General features: G+C 45.8%; 22 protein-coding genes. 10 read left to right on the top strand and 12 right to left on the bottom strand.

Annotation, left to right across the window (positions count from 1 at the left end):
- Window positions 1-147 precede the first annotated feature (147 nt).
- From F3I09_RS13130 to F3I09_RS13120, 3 genes are read left to right on the top strand one after another with little or no spacing between them, the layout of a single operon-like run.
- Window positions 148-813: a hypothetical protein gene (locus tag F3I09_RS13130; protein WP_149695484.1), complete on the top strand. Its 666-nt coding sequence runs from the start codon at window positions 148-150 to the stop codon at window positions 811-813.
- A 1-nt stretch (window position 814) separates the two neighbouring features.
- Entirely contained in the window at window positions 815-1,855 is a 1,041-nt protein-coding gene (locus F3I09_RS13125) for a sensor histidine kinase (RefSeq protein ID WP_149695483.1), read from the top strand.
- Window positions 1,803-2,576 (top strand): LytTR family DNA-binding domain-containing protein, encoded by a 774-nt coding sequence (locus tag F3I09_RS13120; protein ID WP_149695482.1) that lies wholly within the window; start codon window positions 1,803-1,805, stop codon window positions 2,574-2,576. The genes F3I09_RS13125 and F3I09_RS13120 overlap by 53 nt, the downstream gene beginning before the upstream one ends.
- An 89-nt stretch (window positions 2,577-2,665) precedes the next feature.
- Here F3I09_RS13120 and F3I09_RS13115 read toward each other — a convergent pair whose 3' ends face one another.
- Window positions 2,666-3,712, bottom strand: coding sequence for a hypothetical protein (locus F3I09_RS13115; RefSeq protein ID WP_149695481.1), 1,047 nt, complete (start codon window positions 3,710-3,712; stop codon window positions 2,666-2,668).
- A 144-nt stretch (window positions 3,713-3,856) separates the two neighbouring features.
- Between F3I09_RS13115 and F3I09_RS13110 the strand changes: the two genes are divergently transcribed.
- Complete coding sequence (locus tag F3I09_RS13110; RefSeq protein WP_149695480.1) at window positions 3,857-4,105, top strand: hypothetical protein; 249 nt, start codon at window positions 3,857-3,859, stop codon at window positions 4,103-4,105.
- Between the two features lie 135 nt (window positions 4,106-4,240).
- On the opposite strand, the gene F3I09_RS13105 is transcribed toward F3I09_RS13110, so the two are convergent.
- A complete protein-coding gene (locus F3I09_RS13105; protein ID WP_149695479.1) occupies window positions 4,241-4,813 on the bottom strand; it encodes a hypothetical protein in 573 nt (190 codons plus the stop codon).
- A gap of 179 nt (window positions 4,814-4,992) precedes the next feature.
- Between F3I09_RS13105 and F3I09_RS13100 the strand changes: the two genes are divergently transcribed.
- On the top strand, window positions 4,993-5,547 hold the full coding sequence (locus tag F3I09_RS13100) for a DinB family protein (RefSeq protein ID WP_149695478.1): 555 nt from the start codon (window positions 4,993-4,995) through the stop codon (window positions 5,545-5,547).
- A 164-nt stretch (window positions 5,548-5,711) separates the two neighbouring features.
- Here F3I09_RS13100 and F3I09_RS13095 read toward each other — a convergent pair whose 3' ends face one another.
- Window positions 5,712-6,542, bottom strand: coding sequence for an alpha/beta fold hydrolase (locus F3I09_RS13095; protein ID WP_149695477.1), 831 nt, complete (start codon window positions 6,540-6,542; stop codon window positions 5,712-5,714).
- 193 nt (window positions 6,543-6,735) lie between these two features.
- Here F3I09_RS13095 and F3I09_RS13090 point away from each other — a divergent pair, with 193 nt between their 5' ends.
- Complete coding sequence (locus F3I09_RS13090) at window positions 6,736-7,296, top strand: hypothetical protein (RefSeq protein ID WP_149695476.1); 561 nt, start codon at window positions 6,736-6,738, stop codon at window positions 7,294-7,296.
- A gap of 60 nt (window positions 7,297-7,356) precedes the next feature.
- Here the strand turns inward: F3I09_RS13090 and F3I09_RS13085 are convergent, their stop codons facing one another.
- From F3I09_RS13085 to F3I09_RS13070, 4 genes are all read right to left on the bottom strand, one after another.
- The gene (locus tag F3I09_RS13085) at window positions 7,357-9,510 is read right to left on the bottom strand and encodes a GH92 family glycosyl hydrolase (RefSeq protein WP_223233227.1); all 2,154 of its coding nucleotides are present in this window, start codon (window positions 9,508-9,510) and stop codon (window positions 7,357-7,359) included.
- A gap of 149 nt (window positions 9,511-9,659) precedes the next feature.
- On the bottom strand, window positions 9,660-9,992 hold the full coding sequence (locus F3I09_RS13080; protein ID WP_149695475.1) for a hypothetical protein: 333 nt from the start codon (window positions 9,990-9,992) through the stop codon (window positions 9,660-9,662).
- The gene (locus F3I09_RS13075; RefSeq protein WP_149695474.1) at window positions 9,979-10,389 is read right to left on the bottom strand and encodes a DUF4267 domain-containing protein; all 411 of its coding nucleotides are present in this window, start codon (window positions 10,387-10,389) and stop codon (window positions 9,979-9,981) included. The genes F3I09_RS13080 and F3I09_RS13075 overlap by 14 nt, the downstream gene beginning before the upstream one ends.
- A 74-nt stretch (window positions 10,390-10,463) precedes the next feature.
- Complete coding sequence (locus tag F3I09_RS13070) at window positions 10,464-11,183, bottom strand: Crp/Fnr family transcriptional regulator (RefSeq protein ID WP_223233226.1); 720 nt, start codon at window positions 11,181-11,183, stop codon at window positions 10,464-10,466.
- Between the two features lie 415 nt (window positions 11,184-11,598).
- Here F3I09_RS13070 and F3I09_RS13065 point away from each other — a divergent pair, with 415 nt between their 5' ends.
- The gene (locus F3I09_RS13065) at window positions 11,599-12,180 is read left to right on the top strand and encodes an alkylphosphonate utilization protein (RefSeq protein ID WP_149695473.1); all 582 of its coding nucleotides are present in this window, start codon (window positions 11,599-11,601) and stop codon (window positions 12,178-12,180) included.
- Between the two features lie 247 nt (window positions 12,181-12,427).
- Entirely contained in the window at window positions 12,428-13,354 is a 927-nt protein-coding gene (locus F3I09_RS13060) for a hypothetical protein (RefSeq protein ID WP_149695472.1), read from the top strand.
- A gap of 120 nt (window positions 13,355-13,474) precedes the next feature.
- On the opposite strand, the gene F3I09_RS13055 is transcribed toward F3I09_RS13060, so the two are convergent.
- On the bottom strand, window positions 13,475-13,867 hold the full coding sequence (locus F3I09_RS13055) for a DoxX family protein (protein ID WP_149695471.1): 393 nt from the start codon (window positions 13,865-13,867) through the stop codon (window positions 13,475-13,477).
- Between the two features lie 131 nt (window positions 13,868-13,998).
- On the opposite strand from F3I09_RS13055, the gene F3I09_RS13050 reads away from it, so the two are divergent.
- Window positions 13,999-14,337 carry a helix-turn-helix domain-containing protein gene (locus F3I09_RS13050; protein ID WP_149695470.1) on the top strand — a complete coding sequence of 113 codons (339 nt, stop codon included), beginning with the start codon at window positions 13,999-14,001 and terminating at the stop codon, window positions 14,335-14,337.
- Between the two features lie 240 nt (window positions 14,338-14,577).
- On the opposite strand, the gene F3I09_RS13045 is transcribed toward F3I09_RS13050, so the two are convergent.
- Complete coding sequence (locus F3I09_RS13045) at window positions 14,578-15,438, bottom strand: AraC family transcriptional regulator (RefSeq protein ID WP_149695469.1); 861 nt, start codon at window positions 15,436-15,438, stop codon at window positions 14,578-14,580.
- A gap of 251 nt (window positions 15,439-15,689) precedes the next feature.
- Entirely contained in the window at window positions 15,690-16,592 is a 903-nt protein-coding gene (locus F3I09_RS13040; protein WP_149695468.1) for an SDR family oxidoreductase, read from the bottom strand.
- Window positions 16,593-16,807: 215 nt separating this feature from the next.
- Here F3I09_RS13040 and F3I09_RS13035 point away from each other — a divergent pair, with 215 nt between their 5' ends.
- Window positions 16,808-17,407 (top strand): Crp/Fnr family transcriptional regulator, encoded by a 600-nt coding sequence (locus tag F3I09_RS13035; protein WP_149695467.1) that lies wholly within the window; start codon window positions 16,808-16,810, stop codon window positions 17,405-17,407.
- 5 nt (window positions 17,408-17,412) lie between these two features.
- On the opposite strand, the gene aqpZ is transcribed toward F3I09_RS13035, so the two are convergent.
- Complete coding sequence (gene aqpZ, locus F3I09_RS13030) at window positions 17,413-18,135, bottom strand: aquaporin Z (protein WP_149695466.1); 723 nt, start codon at window positions 18,133-18,135, stop codon at window positions 17,413-17,415.
- 279 nt (window positions 18,136-18,414) lie between these two features.
- On the bottom strand, window positions 18,415-20,418 hold the full coding sequence (locus F3I09_RS13025) for a GxGYxYP domain-containing protein (protein ID WP_149695465.1): 2,004 nt from the start codon (window positions 20,416-20,418) through the stop codon (window positions 18,415-18,417).
- Between the last annotated feature and the right edge of the window lie 11 nt (window positions 20,419-20,429).

Below are 20,429 nucleotides of genomic sequence, written 5' to 3'. Positions count from 1 at the left end.
GATAGTACTCCTGGGCATAAATGACCTTTTTAAGAAATATTTAACCATATAGAGCCGTCCGCTTCATCCGGAAATATCCCATTTCGTCGGAATTCCATTCCTATTCACCCGTAGGTACTGTTGATTTGTCATATCAATCAATATTTAATGGAAATGATACATCACATCAACATTGCTATTCACGTTAGTACCGGTATCCTGGCATTGCTGAGTGGCCTGGCTGCTGCCATCTTTAATAAACAGGTTAAAAAACATCGCTGGCTGGGAAGATATTTTATGTGGATGATGATCTTTGTGATCATAACAGGACTGGCCGGTGTATTTGTATTTAAACGTAATACTTTCCTGCTGGTCATTACCATGCTCAGTGGTTATAATTGTTTCAGTGGTATCAGGACCATCCGGCTGCAGGGGCAGAAACCGGCTTTTGTTGATTACCTGGCGCCGGTCATGGTGATGGCGGCTGCTGTCTACTACCTGTATTATGTGTATGCTATGGGGTTGTATTGGGCGCCGGTGATTATTTACGCTACCATAGGCTCTTTGTTCATGGTAACCATTTACGACCTTTGCCGGGGCATGATGCCGGACAATACACGCAAAAAGGCAATGCCCTACGAGCACGTTTATAAAATGCTGAGTGCTTTAAGTGCGCTGGCTTCTGCTTTTACCGGTACAGTACTGCCACAGTTTAAACCTTACAGTCAGTTCCTGCCGTCTATGGCCGGTTTGACCTGCATTATCATTATCTTTATCAGGCTGGGCAACAGGCAATTATTTTATAAGCGCGCGAAGGTGCTTCAAGCAGATTAATATGCAGCTGGTTATAAAAACTTTACTGATCTGTATCCTTATCGGATCCGCCTTTGGTCTCTATCTGTATTTTACTTACGATCACCGGCCAATACGCATTATTGTGTCGGTGTTGTCCAGCGTGAATATCGGCTCTTTGATGATGCTGGCGATCTATCACCGGCACTATTTTACCGTTCTAAGCGCTTACCAGCCTGTAAAGGTGATGATCATGATCGTGTTGCTGGTATTGGCAGCGCTACTGGGCTCTGAACTCACTTTCCTGATGAGGGCATTGCTGACAGGGGAGCGGTATGTAGCTTTCGAGGGTGGCAGCACTTACATACTGAACATTCTGATTGTAATGGTAACGGCGATGCCGCTGTATGTGAGTGAGGAGTGGAAAAGTATGCTGAATGCCCGGATCCTGCACCAACAATACCGGGTGCTGCAATTAGAGCAACAGCAGACGGTCTTTGAGCTGGAACTGCTAAGGGCAAAGATCAATCCGCATTTCCTGTACAACATGCATAACACCATTGCAGGCCTGATATCAAAAGACCCGCTGAAGGCAGAAGAACTGGTATTGCTGTTGTCGCGGTTTTTCAGATTTACTTTGAACAAAGACAGCGCTACCTTCCATACCGTACGTGATGAACTGGAGATCATCTCTACCTATCTGCATATGCAACAGATCCGGTATGAGAACAGGATGGGCTATCATATAGACGTTGATCCTGCTGCATTGCATCTGCAGATACCCTCGTTCATATTACAACCAGTGGTGGAGAATGCCGTAAAGCATGGTATCGAGACGAGTACCACCAGTGGCTCCATTGATGTGAGTATCTTACAGGAAGGAACGCAGTTGCTGATCCGCATAGCAGATTCCGGCCCGGCATTTCCGGATACGCCGGTGTCGGGCATGGGATTGCAAATGGTGATGAACAAGTTAAAACTGCTGTATGCAGATGATTTTAAAATAGAACTGAATAATACGCCTGAAAAATATGTCCGGATCACAATTCCAGGAAGAGATCACCACCCTGCTGGTGGACGATGAAGAGATGGCGATACATCGCCTGAAAAAATCCTTGTCTGCCTACCCGCACATCAAAGTGATCGGGGCTGTTGGTGATGGCCCTGCTGCTGTGGCATTTATTAATGATCACCGGCCTGACCTGGTATTCCTGGATATACAGATACCGGCATTTAATGGCTTTGAGGTGCTTAATCAGCTTGAATATACACCGCTGATCGTTTTTGTGACGGCTTATGAGGAGTATGCTATAAAAGCGTTTGAGAAGAACTCACTGGACTATCTGCTAAAGCCGGTGGAAGACGGGCGGCTTGCGCTCACCATTAAAAGAATAGGTCAGCGTAAAGGTGAAAACGGGGATATACTGGGGAAGATCCGGAGACTGATCAGTGAACGGGAAGTGAAAGATGTGATCAGTACAATACCCGTGAAAAGGGGAGATAAGATCCAGCTGGTGCATGTCGGGGATATTGTCTTCTTTGAAGCAAAGGAGAAATATGTCAGCGTCCATACCCCCGACGGAGAGAAGCTGATAGAATACTCCCTGAGTTATCTCGAAGACCGCCTGCCACCTGAATTCCTGCGGGTGCACAGAGGTTTTATCGTCAATAAATTAAAGATCAGGGAGATCCAGAAATATTTCAAAGGCACCTATATACTGGTGATGAATGATACGAAAGGATCTAAAATAAAGAGCGCTTATTCCTACCACGATATCATCAAAACGAAATTACTGCTGCCCTGACCTGTTTAAGAAAAAAGGGCCCTGTGTCTGGTGGACACAAGGCCTGATAGAAAATACGCTTGCCCGTATTAAAAGAATTATAGAAAAGATCATTCACTAAGCCCTTCCTTCAGACCATTCCGGAGATCGAGGATATATTGGCTTAACGAAGTGGAAGTACCCGATTCAGGATACTGCACGGCGCAATCATTCTTAATATAGTTTTTTATATCCGCCATCTGCCAGATAGCGCCTCCGTTCATTTCAGGATAATCTTTTCTGAACCTGATCATTTCAGATTTGATTTCTGCCGGTGTTTTACTGTTGTGGACGGGGTTGCAGGTACTGAATGCACCACGGCAAAGGAAGATAGGGTATACCGGAAGAGCGGTCTGCAGTTTGGTCTTCCAGACACCGGGAACATTGAACCTGCCGCCATCATAACATTGCAGGTAGATAGCATCTATCAGCCCCGGCTGAGAGCGGCAGATGATATCTTTCCAGTACTCTGTTTTCCTGAAAGGGCAGAGTGTCATATGCAGGTTAAGACGGCCTGCCAATTCTCCCAGTTTGGCGATGGATTCGCTGTTATAAACAGATTCGTCATCGATACAGATAGCATCCACACCGATGTCTTCTTTCATCACCTTAATGATCTTATACAATGTGCTGTTGGGACCGATCCCTGTTACAATGCCGTCCACAGTCCGGGTAGAATCATACCAGTCCTGGATGTAGTCGTAGGTATTGGGCGGCTGATTATACCATCTGCCTTCGAGCAGTATCTCAATACGTGTTACCGAGGAGGACTTTTGCTTCAGCGTGGCCACATATTTAAGCCACTCCCTGCTACCTACATACTGGCCATCATGTATGATAGGATTCCTGTGGTCATCACCGGAATAAACGTCCCCATTGGCACGAATGTAAAAGCTGGAGAGGATCACGGTATTGAAACCGGACTGCCTTAAGTTCTGATAAGTGGTGTCGTCCCCGGGATACATGCCACGCCCGAACATGGTAAGATTTGTGTCGGCAGGAGTAGCGGGTAATGGTCCGCTTACGGATGAGTAGCTTACCTTTTCTGGCTGAGCAGCGAAGACCGGTGTAAGGAAACCGGCGGCCAGCAGGTAAAGCGGTAGAAACAATGTCTTCATAGTATAGCCTTTATTATTTGGAGTTTCCAAAATAGTAAACTTGTCTGTGGTGAGGCGTTACGCTTTATGAACGGTCGGCATAGGATAATTGTTGGAAAAATAAGCGGGCAAAAGGTAACTTTATGGAAAGTAAATTATATCGCTATGCCAGATACGCCGTATCAGCCAATTGATTGCAACTACTATGACCGACTGGAGGCCTGGGCAACCATGCGCACTATCAGCAGGATCGTATTCAGGGATGAAACAGGTGAAGAGCAGGATGTTACCGCCTGTATTATGGATGTATATGCCCTGAACAAAGTGGAATATATGAGGATGGATAATGGTTTGGTGATCAGACTGGACAGTCTCATATCTGTCAATAATATTCCCCTGCCGGACCGTTGTTAAACCGTATACTTTGTATTTGCCCATGCACCGGCTACCTATGTGATGGGCTGAATGGCCATACAATGCCTGCCCGCCTTTACAGACATTATCAAAGATGCTGTTTTAAGGTGGTAAATCAGAGGAGGGGTATTCGCTTTAACGATCCTTTATGGCTAATGAATCTACACTCGTTTTCTTCAGCTTGTCATAGTCATCGTTACTGACAGTTTTGAAATTGGCGTATGTTCTGCCATTCCATCTCAAGACGGGGAACTCCATGCCTGGGCCCCCGATAAGCAAGTCAGGATACCCCTTGTTGACCGTTGCAAGTACGTCTGGAGCAAGTCCGGGAAAGCCCAGATTATCCACGTAGGTACCGGCAGCATTTTTAATGAACATTGAGATACTTGAGCCTGTGTTGCCTGAGGTGTAGGAGTTTCCAAACCAGACAAAGATCTCCTGTTTGCCATCTTTATTCAGGTCAGTCGGATAAACGACCGCATTGAATGGATAGGCCTTACTATCCTTATCCATGGCAAAGGGCAGGTCTTTAAGGCCGGAGGAAACAAAGCCAAGTTTAGTGGCGATCTGGTTTTTTTCTGCTGTTGTTAAAGTTGTTTTTGCATTCTTGAAAAGGAGAGAGGCCACCTCACTGAGCCTATTGTTCTGCTGGCCATATGACAATGTACTGCACAGTAGTGCTACCGTTGGCAATAGGTACTTTTTCATCGTTCAGCGTTTAGTTGGTTATAGTTTAATAAAGTTAGCAACTATTTACCGGGGCTTTGGTTAACTGATTGTTATTCAATGCGTACTTAAAAAAAGCCCTCCTTCGTCGTCATGAATGTGCCAGCAATTTATATTTATGATAAATTGCGTGGGCATGATCATTGACTTAAACCCTTTGAATGAATATGGAAATCAGTCAGGCAACAACATTACTTAAGCAGTTTAATCAAACTATTCAGCAATGGATAGATCAACTCGATCATTATTCTATCGAAATGCTTCATCAAAGGCCGCAGGCCGATTCCTGGTCGCTGGGACAGGTGTATGTGCATATCATAGAAGATACCACCTTCTATCTTGAACAGATAAAAGCTGCGCTGTTGTTGAAAAACCGTAATGCGGAAAAGAGTATGCGCTCACGCGCCAGGGTCATGTTTGAGGACAATGATTTTCCGGATATGGCGCTCGAAAATCCTTTTAACGATATCAATTTAAGACAGCCACAAAGTAAGGACGAATTGTTGCAGGCGTTAATATTCATCAAAGATGAAGTGAACAGCATCTTTGATAAGATCGATCTTTCAACCGCAAATGGAAAAACAGAACACCCCGGTTTTGCTTTCTTTAATGCCTTTGAATGGCTGCAGTTTGGAGAGATGCATATGAGACATCATCTGAGACAGAAGAAAAGGATTGATGAAAGACTATTTCCTCATCTTGTCGTATATAAGTAGAACAGATTTACAGATGATAACTCAACGGCTGGTAAGTACAATTGTCTGGGAAACAAATGTACTTAGCGGCCATTTTGTTTTTACATCAACACAGTAGAATACGACTTTCCAACAAAATGACTTACTGCTTTCGTACAGAATTAGCTTACGGTTTATCTCTGGATTTACCTGCCGGCCCCTGTATATTGCAGAAAACGTTCAAGAAGGGGATTGAATTGATCCGGGCCTTCCCAGAAAGGCGCATGTCCCAGACCGGGCAGCTGATAACATTGATCTTCCCATAGATTAGCATAGTCGACCGTATCAAAGTAGTTGAGATTGATAATACTGTCTGCCGCGCCATTGACCACAGCCAGTGGCACCATACTGTTTTCAACAGTTCGCCGCTGGTCGGCGCCTGCGCCTTCACGTGCAGCTTCAAAGAGCCGCTTACGGAAACGGCCATCTGCCCTTCTTACGATATCCAGCAGAAATGGCTCGGCCGATCTACCAAAAATTGCGGTAACAAAGGCTGCTATTTCGGCTTCCGTGATTATTTCTTTACCAGCCATTCCGGTATGTGGCGAGCCGCTGAAGCCCTGTGACATGCTGTTACGGCCAACGGGAGGGGTACCGGTGATCATCAGGCCCTGTATGCCGGAGAAACGGGAAAGCATTTCGATGGCAATATGACCGCCTAGTGACCAGCCTAGTATGACTGTTTCAGTGATACCCATCTTCTCCAGCAGTTCAATTACCGCGTCTGCAAAGCCTGGTAGTGTATAGGTCCGCATAGGCTCAGGCGCATTTTCCGACTTGCCCTGACCGGGTAAGTCGAAGGCAATAAGACGGTAATTTTCAGCAAGTGATCCCTGTAACTGGTAACGGAATACATCATGGGAAAATGAATTACCATGGATCAGCAGCAGGGGGATACCGCTGTCTTTTCCACTTTCTTCCACAGCAATAGCGCCATGTGATGTAAGGATTGTATGGAGGCGGGTTGTAATACTCATGTGAAGTATAATTTATTGCGAATTGAGGACACTAAGTTCATGAAAAAAATAAAGAACCTATCTCCCCAATAGTGGGGAAATAATGGGGAGCCTATGCCTTGTGTAAAATGGGAACGGTAAAATTCCGGATTTGTTATTGATATGGTTCGGGGAAAATTGTGTAAGTTCGACACCTGATTTTAAAAATATTCCTATGCGTCTTCGACTCAGACATCTCCTGCTCCTGTTCATCGGCCTACCGGCTTTTGCCCAGAAACCGCTGGACGAACTGCACCTTACGAGCAGCAAACAGCAAAAAATTGCGGTGTACAAAGGTACTATCATTGTGAATGGCAATAAGACCTTCAAATTTGCTTCCGACAATATCGTTTACAAGAGCAAACGTAATCGCCTTGTAGAAGATGGTGGTAATGTGTTTTTGTTTTTAGAAGTAACAGACAATCCGGGTAAGAACAAGCTGATCGTATTTGGCATTAACAACTCAGTAGCTGATTCACTTATGACAGCTATAGCTTCTGATATCAAAGATTTTGACCATGACGAATTGCTGGAGTTTGGAGGAAGTGAACAGACGGAAGCGTATCCTGCAGCGGATTCAATGTATTACGTTCCTGCTAAATTCTATGAATTCAAAAAAGGCCGTATTGTATTTGATGCTGCTTATACTGAAAAAATAGACAAGAAGGTAAATGGTGTTTATATCCCGGATGCACAGGGTAAAAAAGTGATTCCTAAACCTAAAGGCCGTCCCTGATAGCCTGTTGGGGTAAATGATAAAAAGGGTGTTCTCCATCGGCAGAACACCCTTTTTCTTTTATTTGGTGACAATCTCAATCTTCCCGCCATTCCGGAAGAGGTCATGCGGCACAAAATATCCTTTCTGCTCTTTTCCATTCACCTTTATGGCGGTGAGGGCCCGTCCTTTTCCTTTCTTCGTTAATGTCAGCAATTTGCCGGTGCTGGTTCTCCACTTCACTTCATCGAAGAGCGGAACAGTAACAAGGTATTCAGGGTCGGTAGCGGAGTAGGTATATAATCCGGAGGAACTGAATACATACCATGCTGACATCTCACCTGCGTCATCCATTCCGCAGAGGGCGATACCTTCTTTTCCGATACCATACAGGCTGTTCAAAATGGTGTCGATCATCTTTTGAGATTTTTCCGGTTTGCCTATAAAATAATAAGCAAACGGTGCTTCATGGTCTGGCTGATTGCCATGACAATACTGACCTATCATGGTTTCCACATTCCTGGCTATATAATGCGGGTTCCAGGGCACTGTAAAGAGAGAATCCAGTTTGGATTCAAATCCTTTGTCTCCGCCATACAGTTCAATCAGCCCTTTCATATCGTGTGGGGCAAAGAAGGATACCTGCCATGCATTGGCTTCCCTGTACATGTATTCATAGTAGGGATATTGAGGATTGAAATTTTTGATCCATGATCCATCTGCCAATCTTCCTCTCATAAACCGGGTGCCGGGATCGAACATATTCCTGTAGTTTTTAGACCTTGCCATCAGTATCCTGTAGTTGGCGGTGTCGCCCAGTTTTCCGGCTATCTGCGCAAGGGAATAATCATCGTAAGAATACTCCAGTGTTTTGGATACGCCTGCTGCTGCCTTTGTTTCTACGTGCGGGTCTGCAATGTCGGGATCGGAGATGTAACCTTTTTCTATATACTCTTTCAGATGCGGACGGGCGCCTTCTACATTGGCATTCCTCAGCAGTATGTCATATGTGCCTTTGACGTCAAAGTTGTCAATCCCCCGGAGATAGGCCCCTGCAATAGAAGAAGCGCCATGGTCGCCGTGGAAAAAGGTAGGGATGAATCCTGTTTTATCGCCTGCTTCTTTCATGGATTTGATCACATCCAGTGTGACCTGTGGAGAGATCAGACCCAGGAGCACATCTTTATTGCGGTATGTATCCCACAGAGAAGGTTCAGTATAATAGTTAAAATCACTTTTGACCACGTTACCTTTTGCGTCTGTAAACGCTCCGTTTATATCACTACGTAAAGCCGGCCAGAGGAAGGATCTGTACAGGCAGGAATAGAACATGCGCCTTTGTTTTTCCGTTCCGCCTTTTACCTGTATGGATGATAACAATGTCTCCCATTTACGGTTTGCCTCATTACGGATCTCCGTGAAAGATTTATTGCCGATCTCCTGTTCAAGGTTTTGTCTGGCATTCTCCGTACTTACAAACGACAGTCCTATTTTCAGTTCAACAGGACCTTTATTGCCATCCGCTACATGTACAATAGCATAGCCGCTGCGCTGACCTTCTTCTGTCTTTTCAAGTTTGCTGATATCGGTGTTCAGCATGGCATAGAAATAGATATTGCCGCCTGCCCGCTGGTAGCCCTGTAAGGCAGATTTGCCTACCTGCTCAATGTGCCAGTCGGAGATCCTGTTGTTGGCTTTCGCCAGATCAAACAGTATCTGTCTGTCAGTATTGTTTTTATAGGTGTACTGATGGTATCCGCATCTGAGTGTGGAGGTCAGATTGACGTTCACATTGTAATCTTCCAGGTAGACCTGGTAAAAGCCAGGTGATGCACTCTCTTTTTTGTGCGAGAACCTGGAGCCGAATTTAGCGCCCGGATGGGAGAGCGGCAGAATGGGAATGTTACACAGGTTCCAGTGACCTTTATTGGTATGTGTAAAGCCCAGGATAACGGTATCCTCATATTCATATCCGGCGCCGGACCCGTATTCAGTCATCGGACTTAACTGTACCATAGCATTCGGCAAAGAGCTGCCGGGAAATGTAAGCCCAGCCCATGAACGCCAGCCTTCCGGCAGCTGGTAGCCCAGGATCTTAGGGTCTGTAAGTGGCGCTGTGCCCACGAAAGTATTTACATATTTCGTGTAGCTGGTTGGTGACTGACCTTTACCTGACGTGGCAGCAAATAGCATGGCAAGCCCAAGCATGAAAGGACTTGCGGTGGAATTCCTCATAATTCGAAAAGTTTATTGACCTGAGTACGGCAATAATTGCCTATTGGGGGTTAAATATAGAAATCAGGGGGACTATAACAAAGCGTGTGTCAGAAAAAAGTGCTGAACTTATCCTGACACACGCTTGCTTATAACAGGGATCTGATGTGTTAAACGCGGAATACGGCAATACATGCTGCCAGCAGGGTACAGGCTATCAGTGCATAATAAGCCTGTTTTGTAAAGGTCTTTCCGCTGAAGCGACCATTGATAATAGTGACCAATGCGAATAATCCGGTTTTAGGAACAACTTTATAATAATTCACATGCGGGTATTTGAGCGTTACCAGTATAATACCACTGATCAGCAGAATGATACCCAGGATCATGCCGGATGCATTCCGCACGCGGGTGTTATAATCCTGCCATTGCGCTAACAGCACACATAAGTAAGTGGCAAAACAGATAAAGTGGATCAGGAGTATGGTATTAAAGAGCAACATATGAGGAGGATTTAGCAGGAGTGAAGAGATAATAACATCCGAGTACCAGTCCCAGTACAACAGCCGTTAAATGAGGATATAAATGGGCACTGAGATGACCTGGAGCATGCAGTACGATCAGGAAATCGGTGACCGGTACAATAGACGCGGTCAGCAACATGATAGCCAGGCCCCGTTGTGTATGTGTCAGCAGCATGGCCAGTATGGCAACGCCAGCGGAGAGATCCCGTATTCCTTTAATGTAATGAAAGGAGAAATCGTTGCCGGTAACAGTTTGTATACCAAAAGCCTGTTCGGCCACATCGGGTGAAAGGAGGAAGCGGGCGCCGATAAATATAAGCAGTGCACCGGTAATGAAGGCGAGGCCATAAGCGATTACAGCACTTGTTTTTTTCATTTTGATACATTTTTGAGTTGATGTACCAAAGGTAAAACCGCCTTCAGGCCTGTTCGTTCACCCAGGTTAATAAATCATAGGGCCAGCCTTTTTCTTATGCGGCTCAGGGATGGAGGCTTAACACCAACAAATGAGGATATATAATACTGGGGCACACGCTGTTGCAGATCCGGGTAATTATTCACAAAATTGCGATAACGCTGCTCCGGGCCGTCGGTATACATGGACCTTAACTGACGCTGTGCCTGCAAATAAATGTATTCGCAGGCAAGACGGCCGAATTTCTGTCCTTCCCTGACCTCTTCATATAACCTTTGCAGGTTATCGTAAGGTATCACCAGTATTTCACTGGGTTCCAGGCACTGTATAGCGGTCAGCGATATGGAGTGGTCGAGAAAGCTTTGATAGTTACAGGTGAACTCATTTTCCCTTCCGAAATGCATAGTGATCTCTTCGCCATCGTCTTTTGTCTGGTAGTAGCGGATCAATCCCGTTTGAATAAAACCTACTTCACGGCACACCTGACCTTCGCGCAGCAGGTAATCTCCTTTTGCAAGGGTTTTCGGAACGACAAGTGAGGATATAAATTCTTTCTCCGTATCATCAAGACGGATGAAATATTCGATGGCTGAGATCAGGCTTGCGTACATGCGGGTAAGATAAGCAAAAAAGGCAGAAACATGCGTGCTTTCGGCCGCCTGTGGCTTGTAGTTATCCTGTATGACAGGCCACAACCTGCGGGGTGCATGAAAGAGTAAGATCATTAAAAAAAATAACAAATAGATCTGATTCATTTCGATTGATTTTGAGGGTTTAAGAATATTATTTCACTTTCCAGGTTCACAATGCAATGTTAGGAAAGACTTCAATGCTGTTTGAAACAATGTATACGAAAGCCCTTAATCCTGACATAAAGGCCATTAATCCCGTGATAAGACCCTTTCGTCATTTGCCGTAAAGCCGGTTATGTCTTTGATATAGCCAGTATATGAGTTGCATATGATCAGGATATTCTTACGTTCTTCTTCCGTTAAAAACGGAGGAAAAACGGAGGAAAGACGGAGGATAATGCAAGTCATATGCAAGTCATATCCTGTTCAACCCCGCCCAATATGCAAGATTCCCGCAGCAGGCACAGCTTCCTGCATTATATCACTTTTTTAGCTGGCTAAAAGCTTTACTTTCGCGCATATTTTTATAAAACTAGCAATGAAACTGGACGAACTACTACAAAAAAGGAGCGAAAATCAATGCGAGCTGTGCAAATCAACCGAGGCTTTGAAGATCTATGAAGTGCCGCCTGCTGATGGAGCAGACGAGGATAATAGCATCCTTATCTGTAATACATGTCGGATGCAGATAGAAAAGAAGGCCGAGCTGGACAGCAATCATTGGCGCTTTTTATCGGAGACCATGTGGAGTGAGGTACCAGGTATTCAGGTTGTTTCCTGGCGTATGCTGAACCGTTTAAAGCAGGAGAGCTGGGCAATGGAGAGCCTGGACATGATGTATCTGGACGATGAGCGGCTGGCCTGGGCTAAAGCAACCGGCGATCATGAGAATGACAGTGCGGTAGAGTTACACAAGGATTGCAACGGTCAGGTGTTACAGGACGGAGATGCAGTAGTACTCATCAAGTCATTGGATGTTAAAGGGTCTACACTGAATGCTAAAATGGGTACAGTTGTAAAGAATATCCGTTTAGTGGAGAATAATACCGCGCAGATAGAGGGCAAAATAGAAGGGCAGGTGATTGTGATCCTGACACAGTATGTGAGAAAACAAAGTTAGTAGTATAAAACCTTGGAAGAGGAGGGTGTATCGTAACTACGGTACACCCTTCCCGTTTGTATAGAGCGGGTAATTTAGTGCCAGCCAGGCGCCAGCCTGAATATGTTATTGCCAAAGGCAGCCGTTATAGCGGGTGCGTACAGTATTCACCGTACATCGTATACACTTGCGCTTCATACTGACCCTATTTTAAAGGAATAATACATGCATATATTATGGTATATTTGCTGAAATAAATCTATCACCTGTGAAAATCAGCAAATTAGCATTAGGATCCTTGTTGTTATTATCCTTATCGTTTTTCTTCGCCTGCAACAAAGACGAAACTCCTGATACCGAAAACGGGAACCCGGCAACGTTAACCAGAGCAGACTACTATCCCGGTTGGGCCGACACGAGCGGTGTGGCTGTTTATTCAGACTCCATCTACTATAATGACAAAAATCAGGTCGTGAAAGTAGTTGCCCGCGGCGCCTCCGATACAATTGTATACATGTTTACGTATAACAGCAATGATTTGCTGTCCAAAATGACAGCGCGTGGCGGCATCTGGTGGAACCAGGACTACAACATCTTCTACGGAGCCAATAATCGCATTGATAGTCTTAATATGGAAGACCATTCAGGCACTCTCGGAATGTTTGAAATGAAGAGTAAACTATCGTACAACGGGAATAATATCCTGCTTTCCGCTGCGACTGAGATAATACAGGAAGGGGGCTCTTATACAATATATAAAAGACGTTATGAGAGAAAAAGCAATGGAGAAATAGACTCTATTAATATACAAACCTTTAACCAGTTTGCTTTATCAAGCGAACGGAATATACATCCCGCTACTACTGTGTCACCTGTAAATAAAAGCATGGAAAAGTTCAATCCTGCATACGCTTTTTTACTCGCGACAAGAGTACAGCTATACCTGTTTACGGCAAATTCTCAGAATATATTCATGCAAAATATCTTGTGTCCCAAAGACAACCTGTTTAATGACGGAACAGTTAACAGGATCTATTTTACAGACCAGAAGGTTGATTCTATAAGGACGCAAACATATAAAAACGCATGTACCCTGAATGCTGATGGCGCTGTAAAGGTATTTCAGTATGCCGAACTGCCGGTTTTAGCCAGTGTTAACGATTTTACAGTTAAATGTTACTATACTGCGAAGTAAGCCTTTGATGAAAAGATAATTTTGAAGCTGTCTCATAAATAAATGAGGCAGCTTCTTTTTTATAAAAAGTGAGAAAAAAGGAATTGATTTATTATCAATATCCTGCCTTCTTTGCGCTTTTTATTTTTTCAGTCTCCCCCAGGCGATGAAAGCTGCAAGCAATGCAAAGAATATGTTGAACCCTATTACTGCAGCTTCTCCCCGTACAATATGAAAGACGCTTGCACATATCATGAGTACAATAATAGCAATTGCGGTGATTGCCGTAAGTCCTGGTTTAATACGTAGTAATGAAGGCAGTATGAGCCCAAGGGCGCCCAATAGATCTATTACTCCGAGTAGTCTCACTATCAGGGGAGACACCTGGCCGGTCCAGGGCCACATAGCCGCCAGTTTTTCAATAGGCTGTAATAATTTCATAGCCGCTGCCCAGAGAAAACCGGCCGCCAGGAATACCTGTGCTATCCAGAGGATGATATTCATCGCTTTGGAGGATTTCTGTTGATTTGTCATGCAATAAGGATTTTTCGTTAGCGGCTCAAAAGTATTTATGTTTGTTGTTCAGAAGAAAGCACTATCCTGCCGGATAGCGCTTTCCGGGAGTATAGTAACGTGAACACTGTAAACTGCTAAAGAAATAGGAAATGCTGACACGGGAAGGATGTCCTAAAGCGATGCTTTCTATCAAAGATGCTCTGGAAGCGCTGGAAGGGAGATGGAAACTGCTCATTTTGTTTTCATTGTACTCAGGTCCGAAACGATTTAAACAGATATCAAAGGAGGTCGGTGGTATTACCGATAAGATGCTGTCTAAAGAGCTAAAGAATTTAGAGGCCAATCTACTGGTAAAAAGGGAAATACATGATACCTTCCCGCCGGCGGTGGAATACTCGATCACAGGGCATGGCATGTCCCTGGAAAAGCTGCTGGACGAACTGCATTACTGGGGACTGGCGCACCGCAAAGAGATCATGGGGAAATAATAGTGGCCCCCGTTGAAGTACAGGTGTTTTTTGCTGAATGCCTCCAGGATAATAATACCGCCAGGTTTGAGATAATCATTTAACTTCCTGTGGAAGATGGATTTCTTAACGTTCGTCCCATTTTTGTTGCATAGTGTAATTGTTGTTTACCAGCAAAGCTAAGAACAGCAGGTGTTTCTGGGATAGGACAGAAATGTGGTTGAATAGAACTTCAATGAAATTGTATGGAGTGAAAGGAATTTATGCTGATCTGAATTGCTGTCTGAATAGCTCCGGCGAATACCCCGTATGCTTTTTGAAGAAGCGGATAAAATAGGAAACATCTTCATAGCCCAGATGATCGGCTATCTGGTTGACCTGGCTGGAAGTAGCCAGCAGGTGTCTTTTTGCTTCCAGGATGATATGTTCATTGATCATCTCTGAACACGTTTTACCCAGTGTTGATTTGGTGATGGTATTCAGCTGATAGAGGGAAAGATGCATCATATCGGCATATTCAGACGCCTGTTTGATGCTGGTGATATGTGCTTCTAAAAGGGCTATAAATTCTTCCAGCCGCTCCTGCGTATATAAATTAACGTCAGCAGATGAGGCCTTGTTATATTGCCTGATAAGTTCAACGAAGAAGATATGCAGATTGGCCCTGATGACCTCCTGGTACTGCTCCTGTTTGCTGTTGTATTCCTGGAAGATACCGGCCATTGGGATATTTAACTTTTTGAATCCGTCATTATCTGACCGATAATGATTCATCGAGCTCGCCTTGCGTAATAGCTGATACCCGGACTTATCCTGTGGAGAATAAAAATCAGCTTTAAGTGACATCAGGTAACCTGTGCTTCCTACTTTTAATGTAAGCTGATGCACCTGTCCTGGTCGCAAGAAGAAGACGGCATTGTCAGCAACATCGTATGAAGTGAAGTCTATTTCATGCGTACCTTTTCCTTTCTTTAGTGCCAGTATGTAAAAGAAATTATGCCGGTGAAGCGCCTGTACCATGTCTTTCCCGGAGAGGAGATCTCCCAGATCGCGGATCCTAAAGTTATTGAGAAGTTCCCCTTCTTCGGCAGTAATAATATTCCTTACAGGAATGTTCTCCATGAGACCAGATTGCTGATGACGCTGTAAGATAGCGATTTTACCGGAAGGGAGGTGCCCGCCTGGGGGAATGGAGCATGGCTATACATAAGAACACCCTCTCGGGTTGCGGGACCTGAGAGGGTGTTTTTACATGCAAGCCATTGATTAAATCAATCAGCTCCAGGGATGGGCATACCACTGGTAAAACGCCAGTTTATTTTCCGGAAAGCGAAATAGTTCCCGTTTTAAATTGACGCGCCAGCAGTACTTTTCTACGCAAAATAGCTTCCGTTGCCGAGGTCCCTGATCAATCCGGGATGCGCCGGATGCCATCCCAGCCATTCCTGCGTCAGAGCGCCGGAAGCGGGGCAGTCAACACCAAAGAAATGTCCCAGCCAGCCGAAATGATCAGCCGCTTCGGCTGCTGATACGGACACCACCGGAATATTCAGGTGTTTACCGATGGCTGTGGCGATATCCCGGGTAGGAATGCCTTCATCGCCGATTGCATGGAACCTGGTACCGGCGGCTCCTTTCTCAAGCGCCAGTCTGAACACACGGGCAGCATCCAGGCGGTGTACGGCAGGCCAGCGATTGAGTCCTTCACCGATATAGGCGGAAACACCTTTCTGACGGGCGATGTTGATAAGCATGGGAATGAAGCCATGATCATCCTTATCATGTACGGATGTCGGAAGCCGTACTACTGATGACCGGACGCCCCGGGATGCTGCCGCCAGTGTGATCTCTTCGGAGGGAACGCGGTGCCTTCCGGGTGTGTTGGGATTAGGAGCATCTTTTTCCGTTCCCAGGCGGCCGCCATCGAGGGCTGCGACAGTTGCGATACCCGAAGTTACCACCAGGGGCTTGCCTGATCCTGCGAGGGCTTCAATGAAAGTCTCAACGGTAATCCTGTCGGTTACAGCGGAGGCTGCCATGTTTGAGAAATCGTGGATGAAGGCGGTGTGGATGATACCATCCGAAGTAAGTGCCCCCTGCCGGAGACTGTCCAGGTCTTCGAGGGTACCCCGATGCACTTCGGCGCCCGCGGCAATGAGCGTTGCGGCGGAGGCATCTGAACGGGCAAGGCCCAGTACCTGGTGGCCCGCACTGAGTAAATCCTGAACAACGGCTGTGCCGACAAACCCTGTGGCGCCAGTGACAAAAACACGCATATTCTGTAGTTTTAGTTAATAAATCGATTCGTAACACAATCTGCTGCGAACTATTTACAGGTACAAAATTGCGACATAACTGCCCCCCGAAGCAAGGAGATTTGACTCAATTTTTTGAGGTCATTTGACCTAAATTTGCATTATTGAGCAGACCCGGGGAACACTTAAAAAGAAGTGGGGCAGGGGCTGATGATCCGTTAAAACGCCCAGAATCAATGTTTGAATATTTTGAAGCTTATATGACTTCCTATGGTGAGCTTACTAAAGATGAGCTTAAATACATGCGTTCACTGGCAACAGTTAAAAGAATACGCAGAAGACAGCTGTTGCTGAAAGAAGGAGAAGTGAGCCGTCACAAGGTATTCGTTGTAAAAGGCCTGTTGAGGACCTATCGTCTGAAAGATGACGGCTCGGAATACATCCTGCGGTTTACGCCGGAGAATAGCTGGAGCGTTGTGCATGAGAGCTATAATAACCAGATCCCATCAAAATATAACATTGACGCCCTGGAAGATACTGACGTTATCATGTGGACCCGGGAAGATTTTGACCAGATAATGACCGCTATTCCGGTGATCAGAGCTTTCTCGGACAGGTTAAAAGAAAATAACTATGACGCCAGCCAGGAAAGAATAATGATGAATATCAGCTACACCGCTGAAGAGAAGTACGAGAACTTCATTACTTCTTTTCCGGAGATATTCAAACGTGTGCCATTACACATGGTAGCGTCTTATCTTGGGGTCTCAAGAGAGACGCTAACACGTGTAAGGCAGGCCCGTTTCAGGCAACAAAAGGATAACAGTATCGGGTGATCTGTTTATTTTGTACTTCCGGTAGTATCTGGCTGCTGCAACAGCATTCTGTATATGAGACCTCCCACAATCCCTCCTGCAATAGGAGCTACCCAGAATAACCACAGCTGCGACAGGTAGCCGCCACCTGCAAAAATAGCCTGAGATGTGGACCGGGCAGGATTGACAGAAGTATTGGTGATAGGAATTGAGATGAGATGGATCAGGGTTAAGGCCAATCCGATGGCAATTCCCGCAAACTTTCCGTTGGCAAATTTGTCGGTCGCTCCCAATATGATAATGAGGAAAAAAGCAGTCAACAGGAATTCCGCCAGGAATGCGGCTCCCATCGTATAACCATGCGGCGATAATTCACCGTATCCATTTGCTGCAAATGCTCCGGCTTTGTGATTGTCTATAACAAAGGGCGTGCTATTGCCGGTGACGATCAGGTAAAGTATACCACCCGCTATTACTGCTCCTGCGACCTGGGCGATGATATAAGGCAGTAAGTCCTTACCCGGAAATCTCCCGCCGGCCAGCAGGCCAAAAGATACGGCAGGATTAAAATGTCCACCGGAAATATGACCGACTGCGTAGGCCATAGTCAGTACAGTTAGCCCGAAAGCCAGTGCTACACCAAGGTAGCCTATTCCCAGATCCGGTATCCCGGCTGCAAAAAGCGCACTTCCACATCCACCAAAAACTAACCAGAATGTTCCGAAGAATTCCGCTAAGTACTTTTTCATATAGAGTTTTTTAATTGTTGCAATCTACAACATCTTCACCATGTAAAATGTTCGAATCTTGTTGTGTGTTCGTTTAGGCATAAACTATCAGCAATGATGAGGAGTCACATATTTATAGGGTTTGTTTATAGAAACAGGTGGAGAACTGCAAATACTATTGGAATGATATGTAGGGATGATGGGTGGCTGAATATGGCCCCGGATATATGACCCATAAGAGCAGAAAGCCCGCAAATATTAGCATTGCGGGCTTTCTTTCAGGTTGACAGCATCTTTACCTTATTGCGGATTAACCGGGAGACCATTGGCTTCCCGGATAAGCTGAAATATATGATCGGGGCGTACCACTACATAGTTGGTGTTAAGTGAATTAGCCACGTTTTTAAAGCTTGTTGGTGTTACATCCTGCCAGGGTTGCGCCTGTATAATGATGAACCGTGGTGAAGCACCATTCCATCCCGCGGCTGCGGATGTAATATGATCTTTCATGGCCTGTTCATTGGCGCAGTAGTTGCAGGAGAGCGCCATACCCGGAAGGCTGTTGTTGTATATACTTAGTCCGCCGCCGGTATTCTGAGCGGTGAGACCGAGCGTGAAAGGTGCATTGGCAGCAAAGGCTTGTCCTACATTCTGGTTAATGCCACCTGTGATGGTATTCCAGATGGTGATAACCCGGAGCCCTGCACGACGGTTATATTCATCGGTTTTGGCAGCAAACTGGTTCAAACGGGCCTGATCGGGCCAGCTGTTTGGATAAGCATAACCATAACCGGAAGGACCTGAGATGAGGTTGTCATTGTTGGTAGAGCTCTGCCAGTAATAGTTCAATGCTCCGGGCATAGCATCGAGCATCGCAGGAGAAATTGTCCATCCGATTGGAACGGAACCCCGGTCAGGGTTATCCCACAGCTTGCGCATAAGGTGCTCGACATACTGTAGATTGTCTCCATCGCTTAAAATAAACGCGACATACAATTTGTTTTGCAGGGCAGGTTTAGCCGGCATTGGTTTGGTAGTTACCGTTCTGGACATACCACTATGAACGGTAAGATTCGTAGCCCAGTCGCTTGCAACAGTAGCGATACCATACCTTGAAGCCCTTTCCACACCGGAACCTTCCTCCGGCCACCATCCCATATAATTGGAGCCGGCAGGCATGGAAGCTAAAAAGCTGTTGAGTAATTCACTTTCACCTGCAACGTTAGGATCCAGCCAGATGGTGGCAGCCCCCAATGCTACAGCATATTCACGGAGTGCTGCTTTATGCGCATCCGGGTTCAGGCCTATTAATACGCGATGGTCGAGGCCTGGCCAGTAATTGTTGTAAATGGATTGATATACCTGTAGTTTGCTGCTGAACTGACCCCGCAGATCCAGTAATATAGGCAGGTTGTACGGTGCTGCTGTTAAGCGCGACAACAGCAGTGGTGAAGCAATGAGCGCTTTCCTGTCTTTAGCAAGCACTGTGGCCAGGTTGACGGTATGTATCTGGGCCGGATCGTAGACGATCAATCCTGATATTTCGCTACGGTATTTACTAATGAGACTCCATTTGTCGGCCGTTTCAGACCAGCTTAATCCCAGGGAGCGCAGCCAGGTATATTGTCCTTCAGCGAATGCATCTCCTTCATAAGAAAAGATGCGCGGCTGCGTTCTGTTAATGATCCCTTTCAGGGATGCAAACAGATACATTTCTGCAGAGGAGCCGTTCTGTTGTACGGCTACCCAGTCAACTTTCGTATAAGAGGTACCTCTCCAGTATACGCGCAACTCGATGGATTGATTGTTGGCAGGGAGTGTAAACGGCAGGGTAAAATTCACATAGTCGCCCGCGATAGAAAACTGCCTGCGGGTGATGGTGCGGGAAGCCAGGATCTGCCCGTTTGTAGCGTTTCTGACGTCTACATCCACGACAGGATCGTCATTGGCTGTGTTATTGTCCACCTTCATGCGAAACTCGGCTACGTTAGGACCTGCAGGTATGCTCCCGTCGTAAGGTCCGTAGATCATATGTTCGTCTGCGGCGTCGATGCCGGTCTGGCATAGCCAGCCATCAGTCTCTAATCTTCCTGTCTTGTGGCTTAAAGCGGGTCCTTCTCCTTCCCAGCGGGAAGATGACTCGCGCAGGATAAATAGGTCCTGCGTTTGCGCAGTGGAAGGAAAGGAGGGAAGGAGTTGTCCTGCGGGCCAGGTTATTTGAGCCATTGCCGGCGTAATGAACAACTGGATAAGCAATAAAAGTGCTGTTATCGGGCGGACAGTCCCGTTAATTGGTGTGATCATAGGCTAACTTT

Source organism: Chitinophaga sp. CF418 (genome assembly GCF_900142925.1).
Lineage (GTDB): Bacteria > Bacteroidota > Bacteroidia > Chitinophagales > Chitinophagaceae > Chitinophaga.
Note: the sequence above shows the minus strand (reverse complement) of the source record. Positions and strands in the feature narration are given on the sequence as shown.

What these genes read in the sequence shown, in the direction of transcription:
- F3I09_RS13130 (WP_149695484.1), top strand. Translation starts at nt 148, where the DNA reads ATGGAAATGATACATCACATCAACATTGCTATTCACGTTAGTACCGGT.
- F3I09_RS13125 (WP_149695483.1), top strand. Translation starts at nt 815, where the DNA reads ATGCAGCTGGTTATAAAAACTTTACTGATCTGTATCCTTATCGGATCC.
- F3I09_RS13120 (WP_149695482.1), top strand. Translation starts at nt 1,803, where the DNA reads ATGTCCGGATCACAATTCCAGGAAGAGATCACCACCCTGCTGGTGGAC.
- F3I09_RS13115 (WP_149695481.1), bottom strand. Translation starts at nt 3,712, where the DNA reads ATGAAGACATTGTTTCTACCGCTTTACCTGCTGGCCGCCGGTTTCCTT.
- F3I09_RS13110 (WP_149695480.1), top strand. Translation starts at nt 3,857, where the DNA reads ATGCCAGATACGCCGTATCAGCCAATTGATTGCAACTACTATGACCGA.
- F3I09_RS13105 (WP_149695479.1), bottom strand. Translation starts at nt 4,813, where the DNA reads ATGAAAAAGTACCTATTGCCAACGGTAGCACTACTGTGCAGTACATTG.
- F3I09_RS13100 (WP_149695478.1), top strand. Translation starts at nt 4,993, where the DNA reads ATGAATATGGAAATCAGTCAGGCAACAACATTACTTAAGCAGTTTAAT.
- F3I09_RS13095 (WP_149695477.1), bottom strand. Translation starts at nt 6,542, where the DNA reads ATGAGTATTACAACCCGCCTCCATACAATCCTTACATCACATGGCGCT.
- F3I09_RS13090 (WP_149695476.1), top strand. Translation starts at nt 6,736, where the DNA reads ATGCGTCTTCGACTCAGACATCTCCTGCTCCTGTTCATCGGCCTACCG.
- F3I09_RS13085 (WP_223233227.1), bottom strand. Translation starts at nt 9,510, where the DNA reads ATGAGGAATTCCACCGCAAGTCCTTTCATGCTTGGGCTTGCCATGCTA.
- F3I09_RS13080 (WP_149695475.1), bottom strand. Translation starts at nt 9,992, where the DNA reads ATGTTGCTCTTTAATACCATACTCCTGATCCACTTTATCTGTTTTGCC.
- F3I09_RS13075 (WP_149695474.1), bottom strand. Translation starts at nt 10,389, where the DNA reads ATGAAAAAAACAAGTGCTGTAATCGCTTATGGCCTCGCCTTCATTACC.
- F3I09_RS13070 (WP_223233226.1), bottom strand. Translation starts at nt 11,183, where the DNA reads ATGAATCAGATCTATTTGTTATTTTTTTTAATGATCTTACTCTTTCAT.
- F3I09_RS13065 (WP_149695473.1), top strand. Translation starts at nt 11,599, where the DNA reads ATGAAACTGGACGAACTACTACAAAAAAGGAGCGAAAATCAATGCGAG.
- F3I09_RS13055 (WP_149695471.1), bottom strand. Translation starts at nt 13,867, where the DNA reads ATGACAAATCAACAGAAATCCTCCAAAGCGATGAATATCATCCTCTGG.
- F3I09_RS13050 (WP_149695470.1), top strand. Translation starts at nt 13,999, where the DNA reads ATGCTGACACGGGAAGGATGTCCTAAAGCGATGCTTTCTATCAAAGAT.
- F3I09_RS13045 (WP_149695469.1), bottom strand. Translation starts at nt 15,438, where the DNA reads ATGGAGAACATTCCTGTAAGGAATATTATTACTGCCGAAGAAGGGGAA.
- F3I09_RS13040 (WP_149695468.1), bottom strand. Translation starts at nt 16,592, where the DNA reads ATGCGTGTTTTTGTCACTGGCGCCACAGGGTTTGTCGGCACAGCCGTT.
- F3I09_RS13035 (WP_149695467.1), top strand. Translation starts at nt 16,808, where the DNA reads ATGTTTGAATATTTTGAAGCTTATATGACTTCCTATGGTGAGCTTACT.
- aqpZ (WP_149695466.1), bottom strand. Translation starts at nt 18,135, where the DNA reads ATGAAAAAGTACTTAGCGGAATTCTTCGGAACATTCTGGTTAGTTTTT.
- F3I09_RS13025 (WP_149695465.1), bottom strand. Translation starts at nt 20,418, where the DNA reads ATGATCACACCAATTAACGGGACTGTCCGCCCGATAACAGCACTTTTA.